Source organism: Cyclonatronum proteinivorum (assembly GCF_003353065.1).
Lineage (GTDB): Bacteria > Bacteroidota > Rhodothermia > Balneolales > Cyclonatronaceae > Cyclonatronum > Cyclonatronum proteinivorum.
The window spans coordinates 503833-523958 of sequence record NZ_CP027806.1; the positions used below are offsets into that span (position 1 = coordinate 503833).

13 protein-coding genes are annotated in these 20126 nt (G+C 55.1%); 9 read left to right on the top strand and 4 right to left on the bottom strand.

Translation table 11 applies throughout. From position 1 onward, the window contains the following. Positions 1-190: 190 nt before the first annotated feature. The 3 genes from gltB (at position 191) to CYPRO_RS01900 (ending at position 7858) form a co-directional block, all read left to right on the top strand. Positions 191-4819: a glutamate synthase large subunit gene (gene gltB, locus CYPRO_RS01890; protein ID WP_114982984.1), complete on the top strand. Its 4629-nt coding sequence runs from the start codon at positions 191-193 to the stop codon at positions 4817-4819. Positions 4820-4912: 93 nt separating this feature from the next. Next, positions 4913-6385: a glutamate synthase subunit beta gene (locus CYPRO_RS01895; protein WP_114982986.1), complete on the top strand. Its 1473-nt coding sequence runs from the start codon at positions 4913-4915 to the stop codon at positions 6383-6385. A 669-nt stretch (positions 6386-7054) separates the two neighbouring features. Next, complete coding sequence (locus CYPRO_RS01900) at positions 7055-7858, top strand: HNH endonuclease (protein ID WP_114982988.1); 804 nt, start codon at positions 7055-7057, stop codon at positions 7856-7858. 183 nt (positions 7859-8041) lie between these two features. On the opposite strand, the gene CYPRO_RS01905 is transcribed toward CYPRO_RS01900, so the two are convergent. Next, positions 8042-8509, bottom strand: coding sequence for an NlpC/P60 family protein (locus tag CYPRO_RS01905; protein WP_114982990.1), 468 nt, complete (start codon positions 8507-8509; stop codon positions 8042-8044). Between the two features lie 18 nt (positions 8510-8527). Beyond that, positions 8528-9496, bottom strand: a complete 969-nt coding sequence (locus CYPRO_RS01910; protein WP_114982992.1) for a methylenetetrahydrofolate reductase — start codon at positions 9494-9496, stop codon at positions 8528-8530. Positions 9497-9729: 233 nt separating this feature from the next. Here CYPRO_RS01910 and CYPRO_RS01915 point away from each other — a divergent pair, with 233 nt between their 5' ends. From CYPRO_RS01915 to CYPRO_RS01925, 3 genes are all read left to right on the top strand, one after another. After that, the gene (locus CYPRO_RS01915) at positions 9730-9951 is read left to right on the top strand and encodes a helix-turn-helix domain-containing protein (RefSeq protein ID WP_114982994.1); all 222 of its coding nucleotides are present in this window, start codon (positions 9730-9732) and stop codon (positions 9949-9951) included. Next, entirely contained in the window at positions 9948-10307 is a 360-nt protein-coding gene (locus CYPRO_RS01920) for a HipA N-terminal domain-containing protein (RefSeq protein WP_205730341.1), read from the top strand. The genes CYPRO_RS01915 and CYPRO_RS01920 overlap by 4 nt, the downstream gene beginning before the upstream one ends. A 67-nt stretch (positions 10308-10374) precedes the next feature. Continuing rightward, positions 10375-11316, top strand: a complete 942-nt coding sequence (locus CYPRO_RS01925; RefSeq protein ID WP_240644809.1) for a HipA domain-containing protein — start codon at positions 10375-10377, stop codon at positions 11314-11316. Between the two features lie 306 nt (positions 11317-11622). Here CYPRO_RS01925 and CYPRO_RS01930 read toward each other — a convergent pair whose 3' ends face one another. Together CYPRO_RS01930 and CYPRO_RS01935 are read right to left on the bottom strand one after the other, a co-directional pair. After that, positions 11623-12057, bottom strand: coding sequence for a thiol-disulfide oxidoreductase DCC family protein (locus tag CYPRO_RS01930; RefSeq protein ID WP_114982998.1), 435 nt, complete (start codon positions 12055-12057; stop codon positions 11623-11625). Between the two features lie 105 nt (positions 12058-12162). After that, positions 12163-13632, bottom strand: a complete 1470-nt coding sequence (locus tag CYPRO_RS01935) for a glycine--tRNA ligase (protein WP_114983000.1) — start codon at positions 13630-13632, stop codon at positions 12163-12165. A 281-nt stretch (positions 13633-13913) separates the two neighbouring features. On the opposite strand from CYPRO_RS01935, the gene CYPRO_RS01940 reads away from it, so the two are divergent. From CYPRO_RS01940 to CYPRO_RS01950, 3 genes are all read left to right on the top strand, one after another. Next, a complete protein-coding gene (locus CYPRO_RS01940; protein ID WP_114983002.1) occupies positions 13914-15617 on the top strand; it encodes a glutamine--tRNA ligase/YqeY domain fusion protein in 1704 nt (567 codons plus the stop codon). A gap of 83 nt (positions 15618-15700) precedes the next feature. Beyond that, entirely contained in the window at positions 15701-18295 is a 2595-nt protein-coding gene (locus CYPRO_RS01945; protein WP_114983003.1) for a M14 family zinc carboxypeptidase, read from the top strand. Between the two features lie 259 nt (positions 18296-18554). After that, complete coding sequence (locus CYPRO_RS01950) at positions 18555-20108, top strand: hypothetical protein (RefSeq protein ID WP_124245484.1); 1554 nt, start codon at positions 18555-18557, stop codon at positions 20106-20108. Positions 20109-20126: the final 18 nt, after the last annotated feature.

Consider the following 20126-nt stretch of genomic DNA (forward strand, 5'->3'; position numbering starts at 1 on the left):
TGGAAGGTGAAGTTAAAGCCACTTGCAGCGGGGCTTATTTTTAATCAAATTAAAAGACCGTGGTAATTACGAAATTTTATTTCAGATTACCCAAAAAAGGACCATTTGAGAGATGATTCGGCAAACTCTGAGCGCAATATGGTCTATATGTCAGCGACACTTTGTAACACTCTTCCACCAATTACGAGCGATGAAATCAACACCTAAAAGCCATGCACCCGGACGCACACCGGACAAACAAGGTCTGTATGATCCGGTGCATGAACACGATGCCTGCGGGATCGGATTTGTAGCCAATATCAGCGGGGAGGCCTCGCACGCCATTGTAAATCAGGCGATCCGGGTTTTGCACAACCTGAACCACCGCGGGGCAACCGGCGCGGAAGGCAACACCGGTGATGGCGCCGGGATTCTGATGCAGATCCCCCATGATTTCATGAAGCGCTCCTGCGAAGGGCTCGGCTTTCGGCTCCCTGAGCCCGGCAATTATGGCGTAGGAATGATTTTTATGCCGGGCGACCGCCGCGACCGTCTGCCGTGCGAGCGCATCATCGAGAAGGTTGTGCGGGAGGAAGGTCTGGAGGTGCTCGGCTGGCGCAAGGTGCGTACCGACAACGCGACCCTGGGCGATACGGCTCTGGCGTCGGAGCCTTCGGTCCGGCAGATTTTCATCGGCAGAGGCAGCGAGCTTGCCACAGAGCTGGATTTTGAGCGGAAGCTGTTTGTCATCCGCCGCCGTGCAGCACTTGCCGTTGCCGCAAGCAGGCAGCAAATCCGCGACAAAGATTTTTTCTACATTAACAGCCTCTCCTGCCGTACCATCGTGTACAAAGGGATGCTTACGCCGCATCAGCTCGACAATTATTATCCCGAGCTGCGCGACCCCAACATGCAGACGAGCATCGCACTGGTGCACTCGCGTTTCAGCACCAACACTTTCCCGAGCTGGAAGCTTGCGCACCCGTACCGCTACATCATCCACAACGGGGAAATCAACACCGTGCGCGGCAACCAAAACTGGATGCACGCCCGCGAGGCTGCGTTTCAGTCGCCGCTGTTTGGCTCTGACCTAAAGAAGGTGCTACCCATTGTGCAGGATGACGGCAGCGACTCCGCCAAGTTCGATCAGTGCCTCGAATTCCTGACCCTGAGCGGGCGCTCGCTTCCCCATGCCATGATGATGATGATTCCCGAGCCCTGGGAAAAGCACGAAACCATGGATGAAGCCCGCCGCGCCTTCTACGAGTATCACAGCTGTATGATGGAGCCCTGGGACGGTCCGGCTTCGGTTGCCTTCACCGACGGGCACATGGTTGGCGCGACCCTCGACCGGAACGGGCTGCGGCCATCGCGCTACTACATCACGCGCAGCAATATGATTGTGCTGGCCTCAGAAGCCGGCGTGCTCGACATCCCCGCGGATGAAGTGCTGACCAAAGGCAGGCTTCAGCCGGGGAAAATGCTGCTCATCGACACCCGTCAGCAGCGGATCATCAGCGATGAGGAAATCAAGAATCAGGTCGTAACACAGCAGCCTTACGGGCAGTGGCTGCGGGACAATCTGGTCGTATTTGAAGACGTCACCCAAAAAGTGACCTATCAGGAGCCGCGCCTCGACCATGAAAAAGTGGTGCATCGTCAGAAAGTGTTCGGCTACACCTACGAGGACCTGCGCATCAACATTGGTCCGATGGCTGAAAACATGCTGCAACCGATTGGCGCGATGGGCAACGACGCCCCGCTTGCGGTGCTATCGAATCAGCCGCAGCTGCTCTACAACTATTTCAAGCAGCTTTTTGCGCAGGTTACTAATCCGCCGATTGATCCCATCCGGGAGGAGCTGATTACCTCCACGGAAACCTATCTCGGTGCGAAGGGCAACATCCTCGATGAGTCACCGGAGCGCTGCCGTCAGATCAAGCTCACTTCGCCCATCCTCACAACCGAGGAAATGGCCGAGCTGCGCAAAACCGACCTGCCCGGCTTCCGGATAGAGGAGCTTCCGATTTTGTTTGAAGCCGGAACCGGCGGTGCCGGGCTGGAAAAAGCCCTCAGCAAGCTCTTCAATGCCGCGGCTGAAGCCATCGGCTCCGGGGCGAACATCCTCATTCTTACCGATCGCGGCTTTACCCAAAAGCTGGCTCCTATCCCGGCCCTTCTGGCGGTCTCGGGCCTGCATCACCATTTAATCCGCAGCGGCAAGCGCACCGATGTGAGCATCGTCCTTGAATCCGGTGAGCCGCGCGAAACGCATCATTTTTGCACCCTGCTCGGGTACGGTCTCGATGCCGTGAATCCGTACATGGCCTACGAGAGCCTGTGCGATCTGCTGCAGCAGGGACTGCTCACGGGCATCGACTACAAGCGCGCGGTGAAAGGCTACAATAAAGCGGTCGTGAAAGGCATCGTGAAGGTGATGGCGAAGATGGGGATTTCCACCATTAAGTCGTATCGGGGCGCACAGATATTTGAAGCGCTGGGGATCAGCACGGAAGTCATTGACAGCTACTTCACCTGGACCGACAGCCGCATCGGCGGCATCACGCTCGATACCATTGCACGGGAAGCCGAACTGCGGCACGAGAAAGCATACCCGAAAATTCAGCAGAACGGCACCGTGCTCGATGAGGGCGGACAGTACAAGTGGCGGCGCAACGGCGAGTACCACATGTACAATCCGAAAACGGTACACACGCTGCAGCTTGCGACGCGCACCGGCGATTACGGCCTCTACAAAGAATACGCCCGTCTGCTTGATGAACAGCACGACCCGCCGCCGGCCCTGCGACATATGCTGGAACTCGATTACGGTCCGCGAACAGTGCCGATCGAGGAAGTCGAATCGGTCGAGTCCATCTGCCGGAGGTTCAAAACCGGAGCCATGTCGTACGGCTCCATCAGTCTGGAAGCGCACGAAGCGCTGGCGATTGCGATGAATCGCATCGGCGGACGCAGCAACACGGGCGAGGGCGGCGAGGATGCGAACCGCTATACCGAAGATGCCAACGGGGATTCGCGCAACAGCGCCATCAAGCAGGTCGCCTCGGGACGCTTCGGCGTAACGAGCGAGTACCTGACGCAGGCCAAAGAAATTCAGATCAAGATGGCGCAGGGTGCCAAGCCTGGCGAGGGCGGCGAGCTGCCGGGACGGAAAGTCTATCCCTGGATTGCCGATGTGCGGCTCTCCACGCCGGGCGTAGGACTCATTTCTCCGCCCCCGCATCACGATATTTACTCGATTGAGGACCTTGCACAGCTCATTCACGACCTCAAAAATGCGAATGATCAGGCCGACATCAACGTCAAGCTGGTTTCGCTGGCGGGGGTCGGGACGATCGCAGCGGGCGTGGCCAAAGCCAAGGCCGATGTGATTCTGATCAGCGGACACGACGGCGGTACCGGGGCTTCCCCGCAAACGAGCATCAAGCACGCGGGACTGCCGTGGGAGCTGGGACTGGCGGAGGTGCATCAAACCCTTCTTCTCAACAACCTCCGCAGCCGCGTGAAGCTGGAAACCGACGGACAAATCAAAACCGGACGCGACATCGTGGTCGCCGCCCTGCTCGGGGCCGAAGAGTTCGGTTTTGGTACGAGCGCGCTAATCACGCTGGGTTGTATCATGATGCGGGTGTGTCACCTGAACACCTGCCCGGTCGGGGTCGCAACACAGGACCCGCACCTTCGGCACAAGTTCACCGGCGACCCTGAATATGTGGTCAACTTCATGAAATTCGTAGCACAGGATGTGCGCGAGCACATGGCGGCCCTCGGTTTCCGCACCATTGATGAAATGATTGGCCGCACCGACAAGCTGCGTCAGAAAAAGACCAGTCACTGGAAAGCCAAACTTGTGGATTTGAGTCCGGTGCTGCACAGCCCCAAAGTGCCTCCGCTCACGGGCGTCCGCAAACTCACGCAGCAGCACCACGGCCTTGAAAACAGCATGGATGTGCAGATGCTCCTCGACCTGTGTGAACCGGCCCTGAGCGAGAAAATACCGGTGAAAGCCCGGCTGCCGATCCGCAACACCAACCGCGTGACCGGCACCATCCTCGGCAGCGAGATTACGCGGATGTACGGGCAGGAAGGTCTGCCGGAGGACACCATCCATCTGAGTTTCCGCGGTTCTGCGGGGCAGAGTTTCGGCGCGTTTGGCGTGCCGGGCGTCACGCTCGAGCTCGAAGGCGACGCCAACGATTATTTTGGGAAGGGCCTTTCCGGCGGCAAGCTCATTCTTTATCCCGATCGCGAGGCGCGTTTTCGTCCGGAGGATAACATCATCGTCGGCAACGTGGCCCTGTACGGGGCAACGCGGGGCGAGGCCTACATCCGGGGTCGTGCCGGTGAGCGTTTCTGCGTGCGGAACAGCGGGGCCTCCGCGGTGGTGGAAGGCACCGGCGATCACGGCTGTGAGTACATGACCGGCGGTCGCGCCGTGATTCTGGGACCGACCGGTCGCAACTTTGCCGCGGGGATGTCCGGCGGCATCGCTTACGTACTCGATCCCGACGGCAGCTTTCCGAGTCGTTGCAACAAGGAAATGGTGTATCTGGAGAAGGTCGATGCCGAATCCGATGCGCTCGAACTGAAGCGCCTCATCCGGCGGCACGCCGACTACACCGACAGCGTGCTCGCCTGGAAAATCCTGGCGAAGTGGGACGAAGTGCTGCCGCAGTTTGTGAAGGTCTATCCCAAGGATTTCAAGCGGATGACCGAGGCCATCCGGCTGGCAATCAAAGGCGGCATGGACGTGAAGAAAGCCGAGATGCACGCCTTTCAGGCCAATCAAATGGATGAGGCCCGCGCGGCTGGAAACTAAAAAGCGGGACCTGTCACCCAGCCCGGATGCGGCCCGGAAGCCCATCCATCGATAAAAAAACCAAAGATTACCGAAATTTAGGACAAGCAACACATGGGAAAGCCAACCGGATTTATGGAAATTGCGCGCAAAGACGCGCTCTCGAAAGACCCCTCCGAGCGGGTGCAGGACTGGCGCGAGTTCGGTGTTCGTCTGCCCGACAGCGAACTGCAGCAGCAGGGGGCGCGCTGCATGGACTGCGGCATCCCGTTTTGCCAGACCGGCAGCACTACACCGAACGGCAAAGCGCTGGGCTGCCCCGTGTACAACCTCATCCCGGAGTGGAACGACCTCGTGTATCGCGGCAAGTGGCGGGAGGCCCTCAACCGCCTGCACAAAACCAATAATTTTCCGGAATTTACGGGTCGCGTTTGTCCTGCGCCCTGCGAGGGCAGCTGCGTGCTCGGGCTGATTGACAAGCCCGTAGCTATCAAAAGCATCGAGCAGGCCATCATCGACAAAGGCTTCGAGGAAGGCTGGGTCGTGCCGCAGCCGCCGGAAAGCCGCACCGGGAAGAAAATCGCGGTCGTTGGCTCGGGTCCTGCCGGACTCGCCGCTGCCGCGCAGCTCAACAAAGCGGGTCATCTCGTGACCGTGTTCGAACGCGCCGACCGCATAGGCGGGCTGCTGATGTACGGCATCCCCAACATGAAGCTGGAGAAGGGCGTGGTTGAGCGCCGTGTGAAGCTGCTCGAAGCCGAAGGCATCACTTTCGTAACCAACACCGAGGTTGGGAAGGATATCAGCGCGGAGGAAATCCGCGGGAAGTTCGACGCCGTGATTCTGGCCGGAGGCGCCGCCAAGCCGCGCGACCTCCCGATTGAAGGGCGTGATTCGGACGGCATTCATTTCGCGATGGATTACCTGCATGCCGACACGAAGAGCTTGTTAGACAGCGGTCATGCCGACGGCAATTACATCACCGCCAAAGACAAGCACGTGATCGTGATCGGCGGGGGTGATACCGGCACCGACTGTGTGGGTACCGCCATACGGCACGGCTGCGCGACCGTCACACAGTTTGAAATCACGACGCGTCCGCCCGAAATGCGGGCTGACAGCAACCCCTGGCCCGAATGGCCGGGCGTGTACAAGCTCGACTACGGTCAGGAGGAAGCCCGCGCCAAATTCGGCGACGATCCGCGGCAGTATGAGGTCATGACCAAACAGTTTAAAGCCGACAAAAAAGGGCGGGTCAAAGAGCTGCACACCGTGCAAATCCGCTGGGTGATCGGCGATGACGGCCGCATGAAGCCCGAAGAGGTCGAAGGCAGCGCACGTAGCTGGAAAGCCGACCTCGTGCTCCTCGCGATGGGCTTCACCGGCCCCGAAAACCCGCTCCCGGAAGCCTTCGGCGTCGAGCAGGACACCCGCAGCAACGTACGCGCCCGCTACGGCGACTTTGCGACCAACATCGAAGGCGTATTTGCAGCCGGCGACATGCGCCGCGGCCAAAGCCTCGTCGTCTGGGCCATCAACGAAGGCCGCGCAGTTGCAGAAGCCGTCAACAAATGGGTCATGCGGTAACGCGATGAGTTCCGGTTACACGGTTTGCCAGGTCAAACCGTATGGCCGCATTGTAGGGACGCACCCTTGTGGTCGCTCCACGAAACCCGAGACCACCACGGAAACCGGATTTGAAAGAAGCAGGGCACAAACGACGCCTGCTGTTGACCCCAAAATGCGCAATCGTAGGGGCGCACCCTCGTGGTCGCCCCACGAAGTCCGGAACAACAACGGAATCCCGGATCGTCGGCCAAAAGGTAGATATACAGCAAACCAGCGCGTCCTGTAGGGACGCCATGTGGGTAGAAACGAACCGCCCCCCGAAATAACCGGAATGCCGCAGGCATGATGCGACCGTCGGAGCCCCCCGCATCGCGTTTATCCCAAACACCTGAAAACACATGGCGTACCTACGGCACGCTGATGTTTTTTCGCGGCGACCGGTTTTCTACCCACAGAATGCCCCCTACAGGGCAGGATTAGTTTGTTAGTGGCATTGGGATCTCTCAGAAGCCCCCGGCGTCGAGCAGGACACCCGCAGACAAAGCCTCGTCGTCTGGGTCATCCACGAAGGCTGGGCAGTCGCAGAAGCCGTGGACAAGTGGGTCATGCGGTGATTTTGTTAAGTATGATTGCGGGAAAGTGGTTAGTTATATTTCAAAAAATAAATCACTAAAATCAACTTACATTATGAATACTTACCTTTTTGCATGGAATCCCACAAAATGGTCGTGGACTGACCTGGCCCAGAATATTGAGAGTCTTAACCAGACCGGACGCGTTATTCAAAAATGGAGCTGCGTCAGTCATAAACAGGTTCGACTTGGTGACCGTGCATTTCTCGTTCGGCTTGGTACGGAGCCAAAAGGGATCATGGGTTCAGGCACCATAATCTCGGAGGCTTTTTTATCAGAGCACTGGAGCGGCGAAGATAAACTTGTGCACAGGGTTTTTATAGAGTTTGATACCCTACTCAATCCCATGAAGGAACCAATTTTAAGCCTGGAAGCTCTTGATATTGGAAAACTTTCAAGGCAGGTTTGGACCCCGCAAGCATCCGGTATTTCCATTAAACCAGACGTTACGAATGAACTTGAGGCTATTTGGTTTAATTTTTTAAATGATCGTGAACCTGAAGAAACCATAGCCGACGATGCTGCATCGGACAGCTATTTTGAAGGTGCAACAAGGGCAGTTATAAGTACAAACCGTGAACGTAACCCACACGCAAGAGCTGCATGCTTAAGGCACTATGGATATAAATGTATCGTGTGTGAATTTGATTTCGAAAAAGTTTATGGCGAAGCTGGCCGTGAATTTATTCATGTTCATCATTTGAGCGAGGTGGCAAATAAAAAGGGTGTTTATAAAATCGACCCTATCGAAGACCTTCGCCCGGTTTGCCCTAACTGCCATTCCATCATTCACCGAAGAAAACCCGCATATTCCATTGCAGAAATGAAAGACATGATACAGGGCAATAGTTTTAAGTGAAAACGGGAGATTTCAGTTTGGGAAAAACTGCCCCTACAGGGCAGGATTTGTCAATTGAATGGAATGGGAAAGCGTAAAGAGCCAAATCGTATGGGCCCATCGTAGGGGCGAACCCTTGTGGTCGCCCCATATCGTCGCCCCACGAAACCCCAAACCACCCCAGAACCCGAACCCCACCAATAATCACAAAACCCGGCGGGCCACGGTGAAGCGTTGTTGCCAGTAGGCTTGATTGAGCTCATCGATAATGACCCCCTGCGAAGTCGAAGCGTGCATGAAGCGCCCGCCGCTGAGCACAATGCCTACGTGCCGGGTGTTGCGTCCCGTCTGAAAAAAAACGAGATCGCCCACCCGCAGCTGTTGCGGGCGAATACGTGTGCCGTGCCGCATTTGCTGATCGGTCGTGCGCGGGATCTCAACTCCGAATCCGTTACGGAAAACCAGCATCACAAACGCGGAGCAGTCCACGCCTTGCTGCGTAATTCCGCCCAGCCGGTACGGCGTACCCCGCCATTGCTGATATTGCTGCATCAGGCGCTGTTCAACCTGACGACTGTCAGACCGGCTGCCCGAAGAACTCCCGCATCCACCCAAAAAAAGAGACAGGCCGAACAGCGACAGCAGCAGCAAAGGCAGGGAGTTGCTTTTCATGGCGGATTCAGATTTATATCACACAGCGCGGGATTTGAGCCCGGTTTTCAGGTGGTCGAGCACATCAATTACGGCGCTTGGATTGGCCATTACGTAGAAGTGCAGGCCCTGAACGCCGTGATTAAGCAGCTCCTGACATTGCTGCACGCCCCATTCAATGCCGATATCCCGGGCGCGATCGGGCTTGAGGGAGATCTCATGCGAAAGCGGCTCCGGGATGTTCAGGTGAAACGAGCGCGGCAACGTCGTGAGCTGACGGTAGCTCGTGATCAGCTTCAGACCCGGAATAATCGGCACGGTGATACCCGCTTCGCGGCATTTTGCTTCAAAGTCGAAGAATTTCTGATTATCGAAAAACATCTGCGTCACGATGTAATCCGCGCCGGCTTCGACTTTCTCTTTCAGGCGCAGGATATCCCAGTTCAGGTTGGGGGCTTCGAAGTGTTTTTCAGGATAGCCCCCTACGCCTACGCAGAAATTGGTTTTGTCGGCTTCCATGAGTTGCTCGAGGTAAAGACCTCGGTTCATACGCTTCACCTGCCGCACGAGATCTACGGCGTATTCATTGATGGTGCGGTCGGCATTGTAGGGTTTCGGCGCCCCGTGATCGTCCCCGCGGATGGCCAGCACATTCTGAATCCCGAGGAAGTTCAGCTCGATCAGCGCATCTTCGGTTTCCTCCCGCGTGAAGCCCTTGCACAGGATGTGCGGCACCGGCTCCACATTGTAGCGGTGCTTGATGGCCGCACAAAGCCCGATCGTGCCCGGACGCTTCCGCCGGATGTGCCTGCGGATGTTACCGTTATCGAGTTCTTCGTAGTAGGCTTCGGCTGCGTGCGCGGTCACATCAATAAACGGCGGCCGGTAGGGCATTACCTGATCAAGCGCTTCAAAAATACTGTTGATGGATTTGCCCCGCTTGGGCGGAATAATTTCAAAGGAAATGAGCGGCTCGGAGCTCTGTGCATAAAAATCGGTAACTTTCATCTGCGAAGCTTTGGAAGGTGTTAAATGAAAAAATCTGCATAGCTTAGGCTCCCTAAGGAGCAAGACCTAAAGGTAAGGATTGCTAACGGCAATAAAAGCAAACTTTGAAACAGGGTGAAATCGTGCGATGAGATCCTGTGGAGTATTTTATCAAAGACGAAATTAAAATATATTAGGATTTTGAGTTAGTTTAATGTCAGTTTGTTTATAAATCGAACTAAAATTGAAATTTAATGGGATTTCGTGAAGTCGGAGACGCTATCAGAAGGCAGCGTGTATTGCTGGGCGTTACGCAGCCAGACCTTGCGGAAATTGCAGGGGTGAGTGTGAACACGCTCTGCAATATCGAACGTGGTCAGGCCAACCCCACCTTAAAGGTGCTCCTTCAGCTTGCGGAAGTACTGGGGCTTGAACTCAAACTCATGATTAAAAGCCCGGGTGAGGTGACAAAATGAGCAAAATACAGTCGGCTGTTGTGTACTGGAATGGAGAAGCTGCAGGGCTTTTGACCCGCCATCATCGCAGGCATTATGTTTTCGAGTATTTTGAAGAATGGTTCACAAACCCCGAAAAACCTGCCGTGAGCCTGACCCTGCCCAAGACAAAGCGAAGGTGGGAGGCGGATCATCTTTTCCCGTTTTTCTTCAATATGCTCTCTGAGGGATTTAACAAACGCGTGCAGTGCCGTTTTTTCAGGATTGACGAGAACGATTTCTTCACGCACCTTGTCAAAACCGCGGGCTATGATACCGCAGGTGCAGTGACCATAAGACCGGCAGATGAATCGGAGCAATTATATGCCGATGACTGATATCCGATCCTGCCCCTGTACGCTTAAGCCCGGCTTTGATACTTTTAGCCCTAAAGCGCTGAAAAAAATGTTTGGCGGTGTGAAAGTCAGTCATATGCTTCCGGACAACTTTCCATCAAGAGCGGCGCTCGTGCAGCAAAGTCAAAAGTTCACCCTTAGAAAAATTTCTCTTTCCGGCGTGCAGCCTAAGTTTTCGGTTGATCGCCTGGGGCAGGAGATTGTTCTGACTTCTGGTTCAGCGTCCGGAAAGTTTATGCTTAAACCCGCTCCCTTTGATTTGTCTCATGCTTCTGATGTTCCTGCCAATGAACATCTCACCATGCAAATTGCCGGACAGGTTTATGGAATCAATACCGCTGAGAATGCCCTGGTTTTTTTTCGAAATGGTGAGGCAGCATATCTAACCAAAAGGTTTGATTATGGGAAGGACGATCAGAAATATCCAGTTGAAGATTTTGCAAGCCTTGCCGGCAAGACTTCCGAAACTGCGGGGCAAGACTTCAAATATAGCGGGAGCTATGAAGATGCCGCAGATCTGATTTATCAATTTGTACCTGCGGCTAAAATAGAAATTGAAAAGTTTTTCAAACTTATCGTGTTCAATTTCCTTGCTTCCAATGGAGATGCACATCTCAAAAACTTTTCCATTATCGGAAATTTATCAGGTCATTATCAGCTTGCACCGGCATACGACCTTACCAACACCAGTATTCACGTATCAAACCCTGAACTGGCACTTTTTGACGGATTGTTCAAGGATAACTTTGAAACGGAAAGCTTTGAAGCCAACGGCTTTCGCGCGTATGACGATTTCTTAACTTTTGGGCTGAGGATCGGTATTCAGGAAAAGCGGGTAAAAAGAATGCTTGACTTTTACAGGCTTGACCGACCCGCTGTTTATCAGCTGATCGAAAACAGTTTCTTGGATAATGAGCTGAAATTACAGTATGCAGCGCACTGGAAGAAGCGGCTGAAGGCGCTCAACTATTCGTATATGAAGCACATTTGACAGATTTGTCTCAACAAGCGTGGTCGGAATCGTGTTATAGACAACCGGGTAATCGACTGAGGACACGGGCTTGCGGTTTCGCGGCAGAATACAGAAGTGTGGGTCTGTTGTTGAAGAAATTATCCGCCCGCCCACAAAAAAAAGCAAGGGACCTATCTTTGATTTGGGGGCTCTAATCTGTCACGAAAGACCGTGATGTTCACGGAGTTTCCCCCAAAAAAACAAATGCTGAACCATTTCGCAGGCGGGGTGCAGGTTTGGGATGGGCTTTTCAGGATTTTGTTGCTGTGGAGTATCTGTTGTATGTCAGTCCAGAAAAAGTTCCCTGAGTTCGGGGGTGGGGATCATGCAGGCGTCTTGTTGGCCGAACCATTTGTAGCGGTTTCGGGCGATGAGGCGGTACACGGCGTCGCGAAGGAAGCGGGGGATGATGATGAAGCCGTAGAACAAGGGCCAGGCACCGCTGAGGCCGCGGGCGATGCGGAGGGCGGCGGCGGAGTGTGTGTACCAGCGGTCACCTTCTTTGAGGATGATGGTGTCGAAGCTTTCGGTGGGTTTGCCGTGCGTTTTCAGGAAGGCCTGACCGGCTTCCGACTGCAGGGGCGCGAAGCGGAAGGTTCGTTTGGGGTCGCGTTTGATGATGAAGGTGACCGATCCGTTGCACAGGTTGCAGACGCCGTCGAAGAAGATGACGGGGTTCTCTTTTGGATGTTCAGCAGTGTTGCTTTTGGGGCTTTGCATGATGTGAGGGCGTTTTTCAGGCTGACATGCAAAAGGCCTTCCGTGACGCTGTTACGAAACAGCTTTGCACGAAAGGCCTTTGTTCATTTTGTGCGGATTTCCGGTTTAGTCTTCCGGCTGCCAGCTTTTGATTTGGTCGCGGATGTAGCGTTCGAGGCCGTCGATTGGGATGCGCTCCTGCGCCATGGTATCGCGGTGACGCACGGTTACGGCCTGATCTTCGAGGGTCTCAAAATCCACGGTGATGCAGTAGGGCGTGCCGGCTTCGTCGAGGCGGCGGTAGCGTTTGCCGATGGAGCCTTTCTCGTCGAACTGCACGCGCCAGGTCTCGGAGAGCTCGGCCTGAATGGCGCGGGCTTTTTCCATGAGCTCGGGCTTTTTGATGAGCGGGAAGATGCCCGCGGTGATCGGGGCGAGCTTCGGGTGCAGTTTGAGCACGGTGCGGGTTTCGGTTTTGCCTTTCTCATCGGTCACTTCTTCTTCGCGGTAGGCGTCGCAGAGGGTCATGAGTACGCAGCGGTCGAGGCCGATAGAGGTTTCGATTACGTAGGGCACGAAGCGCTCCTTGGTTTGCGGGTTGAAGTATTCGAGCTTCTTGCCGGAAAACTCCTGATGCTGACTCAGGTCGAAGTCCGTGCGGTTGTGAATGCCCTCGACTTCCTGCCAGCCAATGGGGAAGCGGTACTGTACATCGACCGCGCTTTTGGCGTAGTGTGCGAGCTTATCCTGCGGGTGATCGAGGAAGCGCAGGTTTTTTTCCCGGATGCCGATGCTTTTGTGCCAGCCGATGCGCTCTTCTTTCCAGCGCAGGTACCAGTCTTCGTCGGAGCCGGGTGCTACAAAATATTGCATTTCCATTTGTTCGAACTCGCGCATGCGGAACACAAACTGCCGGGCTACGACTTCATTCCGGAAGGCTTTTCCGATCTGCGCAATGCCGAAGGGGACCTGTTGCCGCGCGGTGTTCATCACGTTGTTGAAGTTCACGAAGATGCCCTGCGCGGTTTCGGGACGCAGGTAAACTTTGGCGTCTTCGGTGTTGGCCGTTGCCCCGAACTGCGTGCTGAACATCAGGTTGAACTGCCGCACCTCGGTCCAGTTGAAGGCACCGGAATCCGGCGAGCGGATTTCTTCAGCCATGATGATGTCGTACAGATCCTCGGTCATGCTTTTGCGCGTGCCGCAGGTATCGAGCTGTTGCTGCAGGGCCGCGGCGCGTTCGGTATCGCCTTTTTCTTCGATTTTGCGGATGTGGTCTTCAATCAGCATGTCCGCGCGGTAGCGGCGCTTGCTCTCTTTGTCGTCGATCATCGGATCGCTGAAGCCATCTACGTGACCGGAGGCTTTCCAGACTTTGGGGTGCATGAGAATGGCGGCGTCAACGCCCACGATATTTTCGTGCTTTTGGGTCATGGAGGTCCACCATGCTTCATTCACGCGGCGCTTAAGTTCTACGCCGAGCGGGCCGTAATCGTAAACAGCGGCAAGTCCGCCATAAATTTCTGAGGATTGGAAGATGAAGCCCCGTGATTTTGCAAGTGAAACAATTTTATCAAGACTGTTGAGGTCAGACATGAAATTTGGTTTTGGATAAATTCAGGTTTTGGAAAGACCGGAGAGGTTTTTAGGGTAAACTGAACGCTGTCCGGTAAATGGTGCAGTCAGCGCACCGATACATCAGGTAAAAAAATGCGTGTACCGGATTTTTTGTAAAGATTTGGAATATACGAAGTTTGAGGCACATCAGCCTGCGTGAACCCAAGGCTGCATTTAGCTTGCCTGAATTAATGCTTATATTGCGCGATTAATCCAAAACGGGCAGAAGAAGCCCGCTCCGTTTACCCAAAATTATTTTTATGTCTGAATCAGCATCTGCGTCAGAAGCCCGCGTCTCCAAAAATTTTCTGGAAGAAATTATTGAAAAAGATCTGGCCGACGGCCGTCATCAGTCTATCCTGACCCGCTTCCCCCCCGAGCCGAACGGCTATCTGCATATCGGGCATGCCAAATCCATTACGGTGAATTTTTGTCTTGCGCAAAAATATGGCGGCAAGACAAATCTCCGCTTTGATGACACCAACCCGGTTACGGAGTCTGTCGAGTATGTGGAAAGCATTAAGCGGGATGTGCGCTGGCTCGGCTTTGAGTGGGCTGAGGAGCTTTACGCAAGCAATTATTTTGAACAGCTTTTTGAGTTTGCCATTAAACTGATTCGGGATGGCCTGGCTTTTGTGGATGACTCCACAGCCGAAGAGATTGCTGCGCAGAAGGGTTCGCTCACGCAGCCCGGTACCCACTCGCCTTACCGTGACCGTACGCCGGAGGAGAACGAAGACTTGTTCCGCCGCATGCGTGCCGGTGAGTTCCCGGACGGCGCCTGTACCCTTCGGGCAAAAATCGACATGGCGTCTCCGAACATGCACATGCGCGACCCGGTACTTTACCGCATTAAGCACGCGCACCATCACCGCACGGGTGATGCCTGGTGCATTTACCCGACCTATGATTTCGCACACGGGCAGAGTGACGCCATCGAAAATATCACGCACTCTATCTGTACGCTGGAGTTTGTACAGCACCGCCCGCTCTATGAATGGCTCATCGAAAAGCTGGGCATTTACCCGAGCCGGCAGTATGAGTTTGCCCGCCTGAACATGACCTACACCATCATGAGCAAGCGTAAGCTGATGCAGCTGGTGAATGAAGGGCACGTTGCCGGCTGGGATGATCCGCGCATGCCGACCATTTCCGGGCTTCGCCGCCGCGGGTACACGCCTGCTGCCATCCGCGAGTTTTGCGCCCGCATTGGCGTGGCCAAGCGCGATAATCTGATTGATGTTTCCCTGCTCGAGTTCTGTACCCGTGAAGACCTGAACAAATCCGGCCTGCGCCGCATGGTCGTGTTTGATCCGGTGAAGCTTGTCATCACAAACTGGCCGGAAGGCAAGACCGAGATGCTCGAGAGCGAGAACAACCCCGAGGATCCGGAAGGCGGCAGCCGGGAAGTTCCCTTCAGCGGTACGCTTTGGATAGAGCGGGATGATTTTATGGTTGATGCGCCCCGCAAGTATTTCCGGCTTTCTCCGGGAAAAAGTGTCCGTCTCAAAAGCGCCTTTATCATCACCGGCGAGGATTATGATGCCGATGAAAACGGCAGGATCACGGAAATCCGCTGTACCTATCATCCGGACAGCCGCAGCGGCAGCGATACTTCCGGTATCAAAGCCAAGGGTACGCTGCACTGGGTGAGCGCTGAACATGCGGTACCGGTTGAAATCCGCAATTACGACCGTCTTTTCCGGGAAGAAAACCTGGCCGAAGCGGAAGGCGATTTCCTGGATCACGTGAATCCGGACAGCCTGATTACCATCCCGCAGGCCCTGGCCGAGCCCGGATTGCTGGATGATCTGGATGCCGGTAATCCGGCGCGCCCGCATTTTCAGTTTATGCGCAAGGGCTATTATTATGAAGATGACGACTCCACGCCGGAGCGGCCAGTCTTCAACCAAACCGTGGGCCTGCGCGATACCTGGGCGAAGGTGAGCAAGAAAAAGAAGTAAGGCCCGCAAAGACTGCAGGCGGGTTTTCGGAAGAAAACCGGTGCAGGCTTCCCTATCCATCATAAAAAAAATCGGACAAGCGAATGATGAAAAAACTACATCATCTGTTTTGGGTTCTGTTGGTGTTTGCTGTCTCAGCATTTCCGGCAGTCCTTTCAGCGCAGGTACAAACCTTTGAAGCCATTTCGGGTCACGCGGTAGGCGAGCGCGTTACCCTGAACCATCAGGTTGTGCGCTATCTGCAGCACCTTGATGAGGCTTCTGACCGGGTGAAGCTCTTCCGGATTGGTACGAGCTACAACAGGGAGCCGCAGTACGGTGTGGTGCTTACTGCTCCGGCAAATCATGCCCGGCTTGAGGAAATTCGTGAGAACGCACTCCGGCTCGATGATCCGCGTACGCTTTCCACAGCTGAGGCGGATCAAATCATCCAAAATCAGCCGGCCCTGCTGTACCTTGGCGGATCTATTCACGGCTTTGAGCTGTCCGGTACGGAAGGGCTGCTGCTCTTTCTGGAAGAATACACAACATCCGCTGAGCCGCATATCATGGAACATTTGGCCAACACGGTGATGATTATTGACCCGCTCATCAATCCCGACGGTCGTGATGCGTTCGCGCAGTTCAACCATCAGCGGCTCGGACGTACCGTTCATGACGATAACCATGACTGGTCGAATGATTTTGATGGCTGGGAAGCGCGGAAGTTTCGCACGAGTCACTACTACTTCGACCTGAACCGGGACTGGTTTGCGGGCACCCATCCTGAAACGCGTAACCGGGTTGCGCTGCTGCGTCACTGGCGCGTGCAGGCTGGTGTGGATGCGCACGAAATGGGCCCTAATACCGAGTTTTATGTGGATCCGCCAACGGATCCGGTCTCGCCTGTTTTTCCGCCTTTTGCAACCAAATGGTTTGAAAAGTATGGCCGCGCCCATGCCGACCGCTTTGATGAACACCGTGTGGAGTACACCAAAGGGGAGATTTTCAACTTTTTCTTTCCGTCGTATTTCACAAGCTACATGAGCTATCAGGGGGCGGTAGGGATGCTGTACGAACAGGGTTCAAGCCGCGGACTTGCGATGCAGCGCTCTGACGGCACGACGCGTACGCTGTATGATGCGGCCTTTCAGCAATACCTGGCCTTCACGGCTATGGTTGGCCTGAGCTCCGACGAGCGGGAACAGCTGCTCACCGACTACTACCGCGCCAATGCAGAAGCCATCGAGCTGGGTCAGAGCGGCATTACCCGCTACTTCATTGAACCGACCGGAGATCCGCACCTGATTACCGAAGCCGTTAATATGCTGATGCGGCACGGTATTGAGGTGCATCAGCTTACACAGGAAACGACCCTGCGTAATATGCGCGATCGTGAAGGACGTGATGCAGGTCGCGTAAACCTGCCGGCAGGCACTTTTGTGATTGAAGCCGCGCAGCCGCGTTACCGCTTCATCCGTGCGCTGCTTGATCCGGAGATTCCGGTACCGGCAACGTTTCTGGAGGAGGCGCGTCAGCGCGTTGACCGGGGAGAGAACCCGCGTTTTTACGACACGACATCCTGGAGTTTGCCGCTGCTGTTCAATCTCACAGCCTGGCACAGCGGTGACCGCAGCCGGGTCAGCGCTGAGCGCATACATGAACCGCTGCAGCCCGGCATGGCTGAGGCTCCGGAAATGGCGCACTATGCCTACCTGATTGACGGTGCCCAAACCCGCGCACTTGCGGCGGTCCCCTATCTGCGGGCGCAGGGTATCCGGCTGCACCTGCTCACCAAGGCAACACAGGTGGACGGTCGCGGATTTGCTTCCGGTACGCTTGTGGTACGGGTTGATGATGATGCCGAAGCTGTGCATACAGCAGTGACCGGACTCGCAGCCCGGTTTGATCTCGAGGTGGTCGGGGTCAACAGTGGTCAGGCGGATGCGGGCTTTCCGCCGCTGGGCTCGGTGGAAGGCGGCCGGTTGAGCGAGCCTAAAATCGGGCTCATCACCAAAGGGCCGCTGGATGCGCTTTCTTTTGGCTGGGCCTGGCACACCCTTGACCGCACCTATGAAATACCCCATACGCTGATTCAAAGCCGAACGGTTGGACGCATTCCGCTGGAGCGTTTTAATACGCTCGTCCTGCCGGCTGTGACGAACGGCCGTGCCCTGGCTGAACTACTCGGCGAAGACGGCATGGCCCGCCTGCAGCGCTGGGTTCGGGACGGAGGCACGCTCATCGGTCTTGATACAGCGACGGATTTTATTCTCAATCAGCTTGAAATGGGCAGCCTGAAATCGTGGTATGCGCTGGAAGAAAATGAACAGGCGCAGCGGATTACGACCCCGGGTGCATTCTTCCGCGTTACGCTCGATCAGGAGCACTGGATGAGTTCCGGCTACACCGCCGCGCCACCCATGCTGGTGAATTCAAACCGGGTATATGTGGCACCTGAGGGACCGCCTTCACCTGCCCGAAACGCGGTGATTCAGGTACAGCGGGAGGATATCCGGATTTCGGGTCATGCATGGGCTGAAAACCTGGAGCGGCTGCCGGAGAGCGTGCTGCTTTGGCAGGAGCGCGTTGGTTCCGGGCAGATTATTCTCTTTACGGAAGACCCGAACTTTCGCGGGTACTGGCGCGGTGCCAACCGCTTGTTTCTCAATGCTGTGATCTTGGGAACAAGCAGGTAACGAACAGGTTTACAAAGAGACACTGTTTGTTGCGGAAAGTGTGAGGCGTTCTGATCCGTCACTTTTTGTTTCGGACGGGCTTTACTTGACAGCTTGTCAACATGTTAAGACGTTATTCGTGAGGGTGAAAAATCATGCAGCAATGTGCGGGTTCAGGTTCATGTCTGCCGATTTTTCACTTTCCCCATCCGCAGGAACAAAGTCTTGTGAATAAGCAAAACGCAATCATTTGTCAGGCTTGAAGAAACCGAAAATGCTGTTGGCCTTACGTTTTATTGGTATCGCTTTGTTCGTGCTTGCTGGTTTACTCGCGCAGACTCAGGAGGGAACTGCACAGTTCCTGCAAAGTGATCCTGAGCGGTTGGTTTTTGATCCCCGGGTTGCGCAAGGCGAAGGGTTTCCGGCTGAGGCCGTGTCTGACCAAAGCGGTCTTCGTTTTTCTTTCGGGGCAGATCTGTTCAGCCGGTATCAGAGCGAAATTCACGGCATTAACATGGTTTCAATGGTTTATGCCTTCCCTTCCGGCATTTACGTCGGTAATAGCGTTTACTCGTCAGCTTTTGGTACAGGAGGCGGCTTCTTTGTGGGAGGGATTGAGACGGGATTCCGGTTACCTGTCAGCCGGCGAACCGGTATTCAGCTCGGTGCTTTTATCGGGGGCGGAGGCGGTGCCAATCAGGTTGGAGGCGACGGGCTGATGCTGCGTAGCCATGCGTCGTTTGCCGTGCAGCTTTTCCCTGGCTGGTGGTTTACTCCCGGTGTCTCCTACACTTCTGTCTCTGGTTCCGAAATCTCCACTGCAGCTTTGCACCTGGGGTTGACCCGAAACCTTAACCTTGCAATCAGCGATGGTTTTACACCACGGGATCGGCAGGATGACAGGGCCTTTCGCGTGACTTCCTTTAAGCCGGTCTACCGATTATACTTAACCGGAAGCAGTGAAAAACGGGATCCAGCGGGCCGGCCGCTTGATAACATGCATACCATTGGGGCAGAAATTACCTTCAGCAATACCGATTGGTACGAAATTTTTATCCAAACGCATGGTGTCGTTGCCGGTGATGCCGAGGGCTATGCTGACTGGTTTGCAGGCTACCGCTTGCTTTGGAATCTCAGCCCGTTTCGCTTATTCGCTTCTTTGGGCACGGGCAGCGCAGGCGGCGGGGCGGTGAATTCCGGAGGCGGTCAGGTTTACCTGCTCGGAGCCGGACTCAGCCTGCCGGCATGGAGGGGAACAGGTCTTGAGCTTGAAGCCATGGCCGTGCGGTCGTTCAACGGAGATTTTACCACCGTTGCCCCCGGACTCCGGATAGTGCGGTATCTCAGCGGGGCTTTCGACCATAGGGCAGAAAAGGAAACCTATCGCTGGGCTGTTAATACAGGCATGGTAATGCACATCCCGAACAGCACGTACAGACAGTTCGGAGATCGTAGAGGGCCGCTGGTTTTTATGATTGAATCGGCTCTTGATCTGATGATAAGCCGGAATTTTTATATAACCGGACGGGGCTACACTTCTTTTATCGGGGATGCAGGCGGCTATCAGATCGGGTTGCTGGGCCCTGGCTTTGTGCACACCCTGCCCAATAAATGGCAGGTAAAAGCTGAAGTGTATATAGGCGCGGGAGGCGGTGCGCGTGTTGATACGCAGGGCGGACTCCTGACCGGTATGCGAGCGGAGCTTGGTGTGCCTGTTTGGCGGTCGCTTCACCTGACGGCTGGTGCCGGAACACTCACGCCGGTGCTTGGCAGGGGTATGAATCCCATCACCCTGCATACCGGCTTATCTGTTCCGTTCAGGACATATCATTGAAGGGAGCGGCAGAAACGT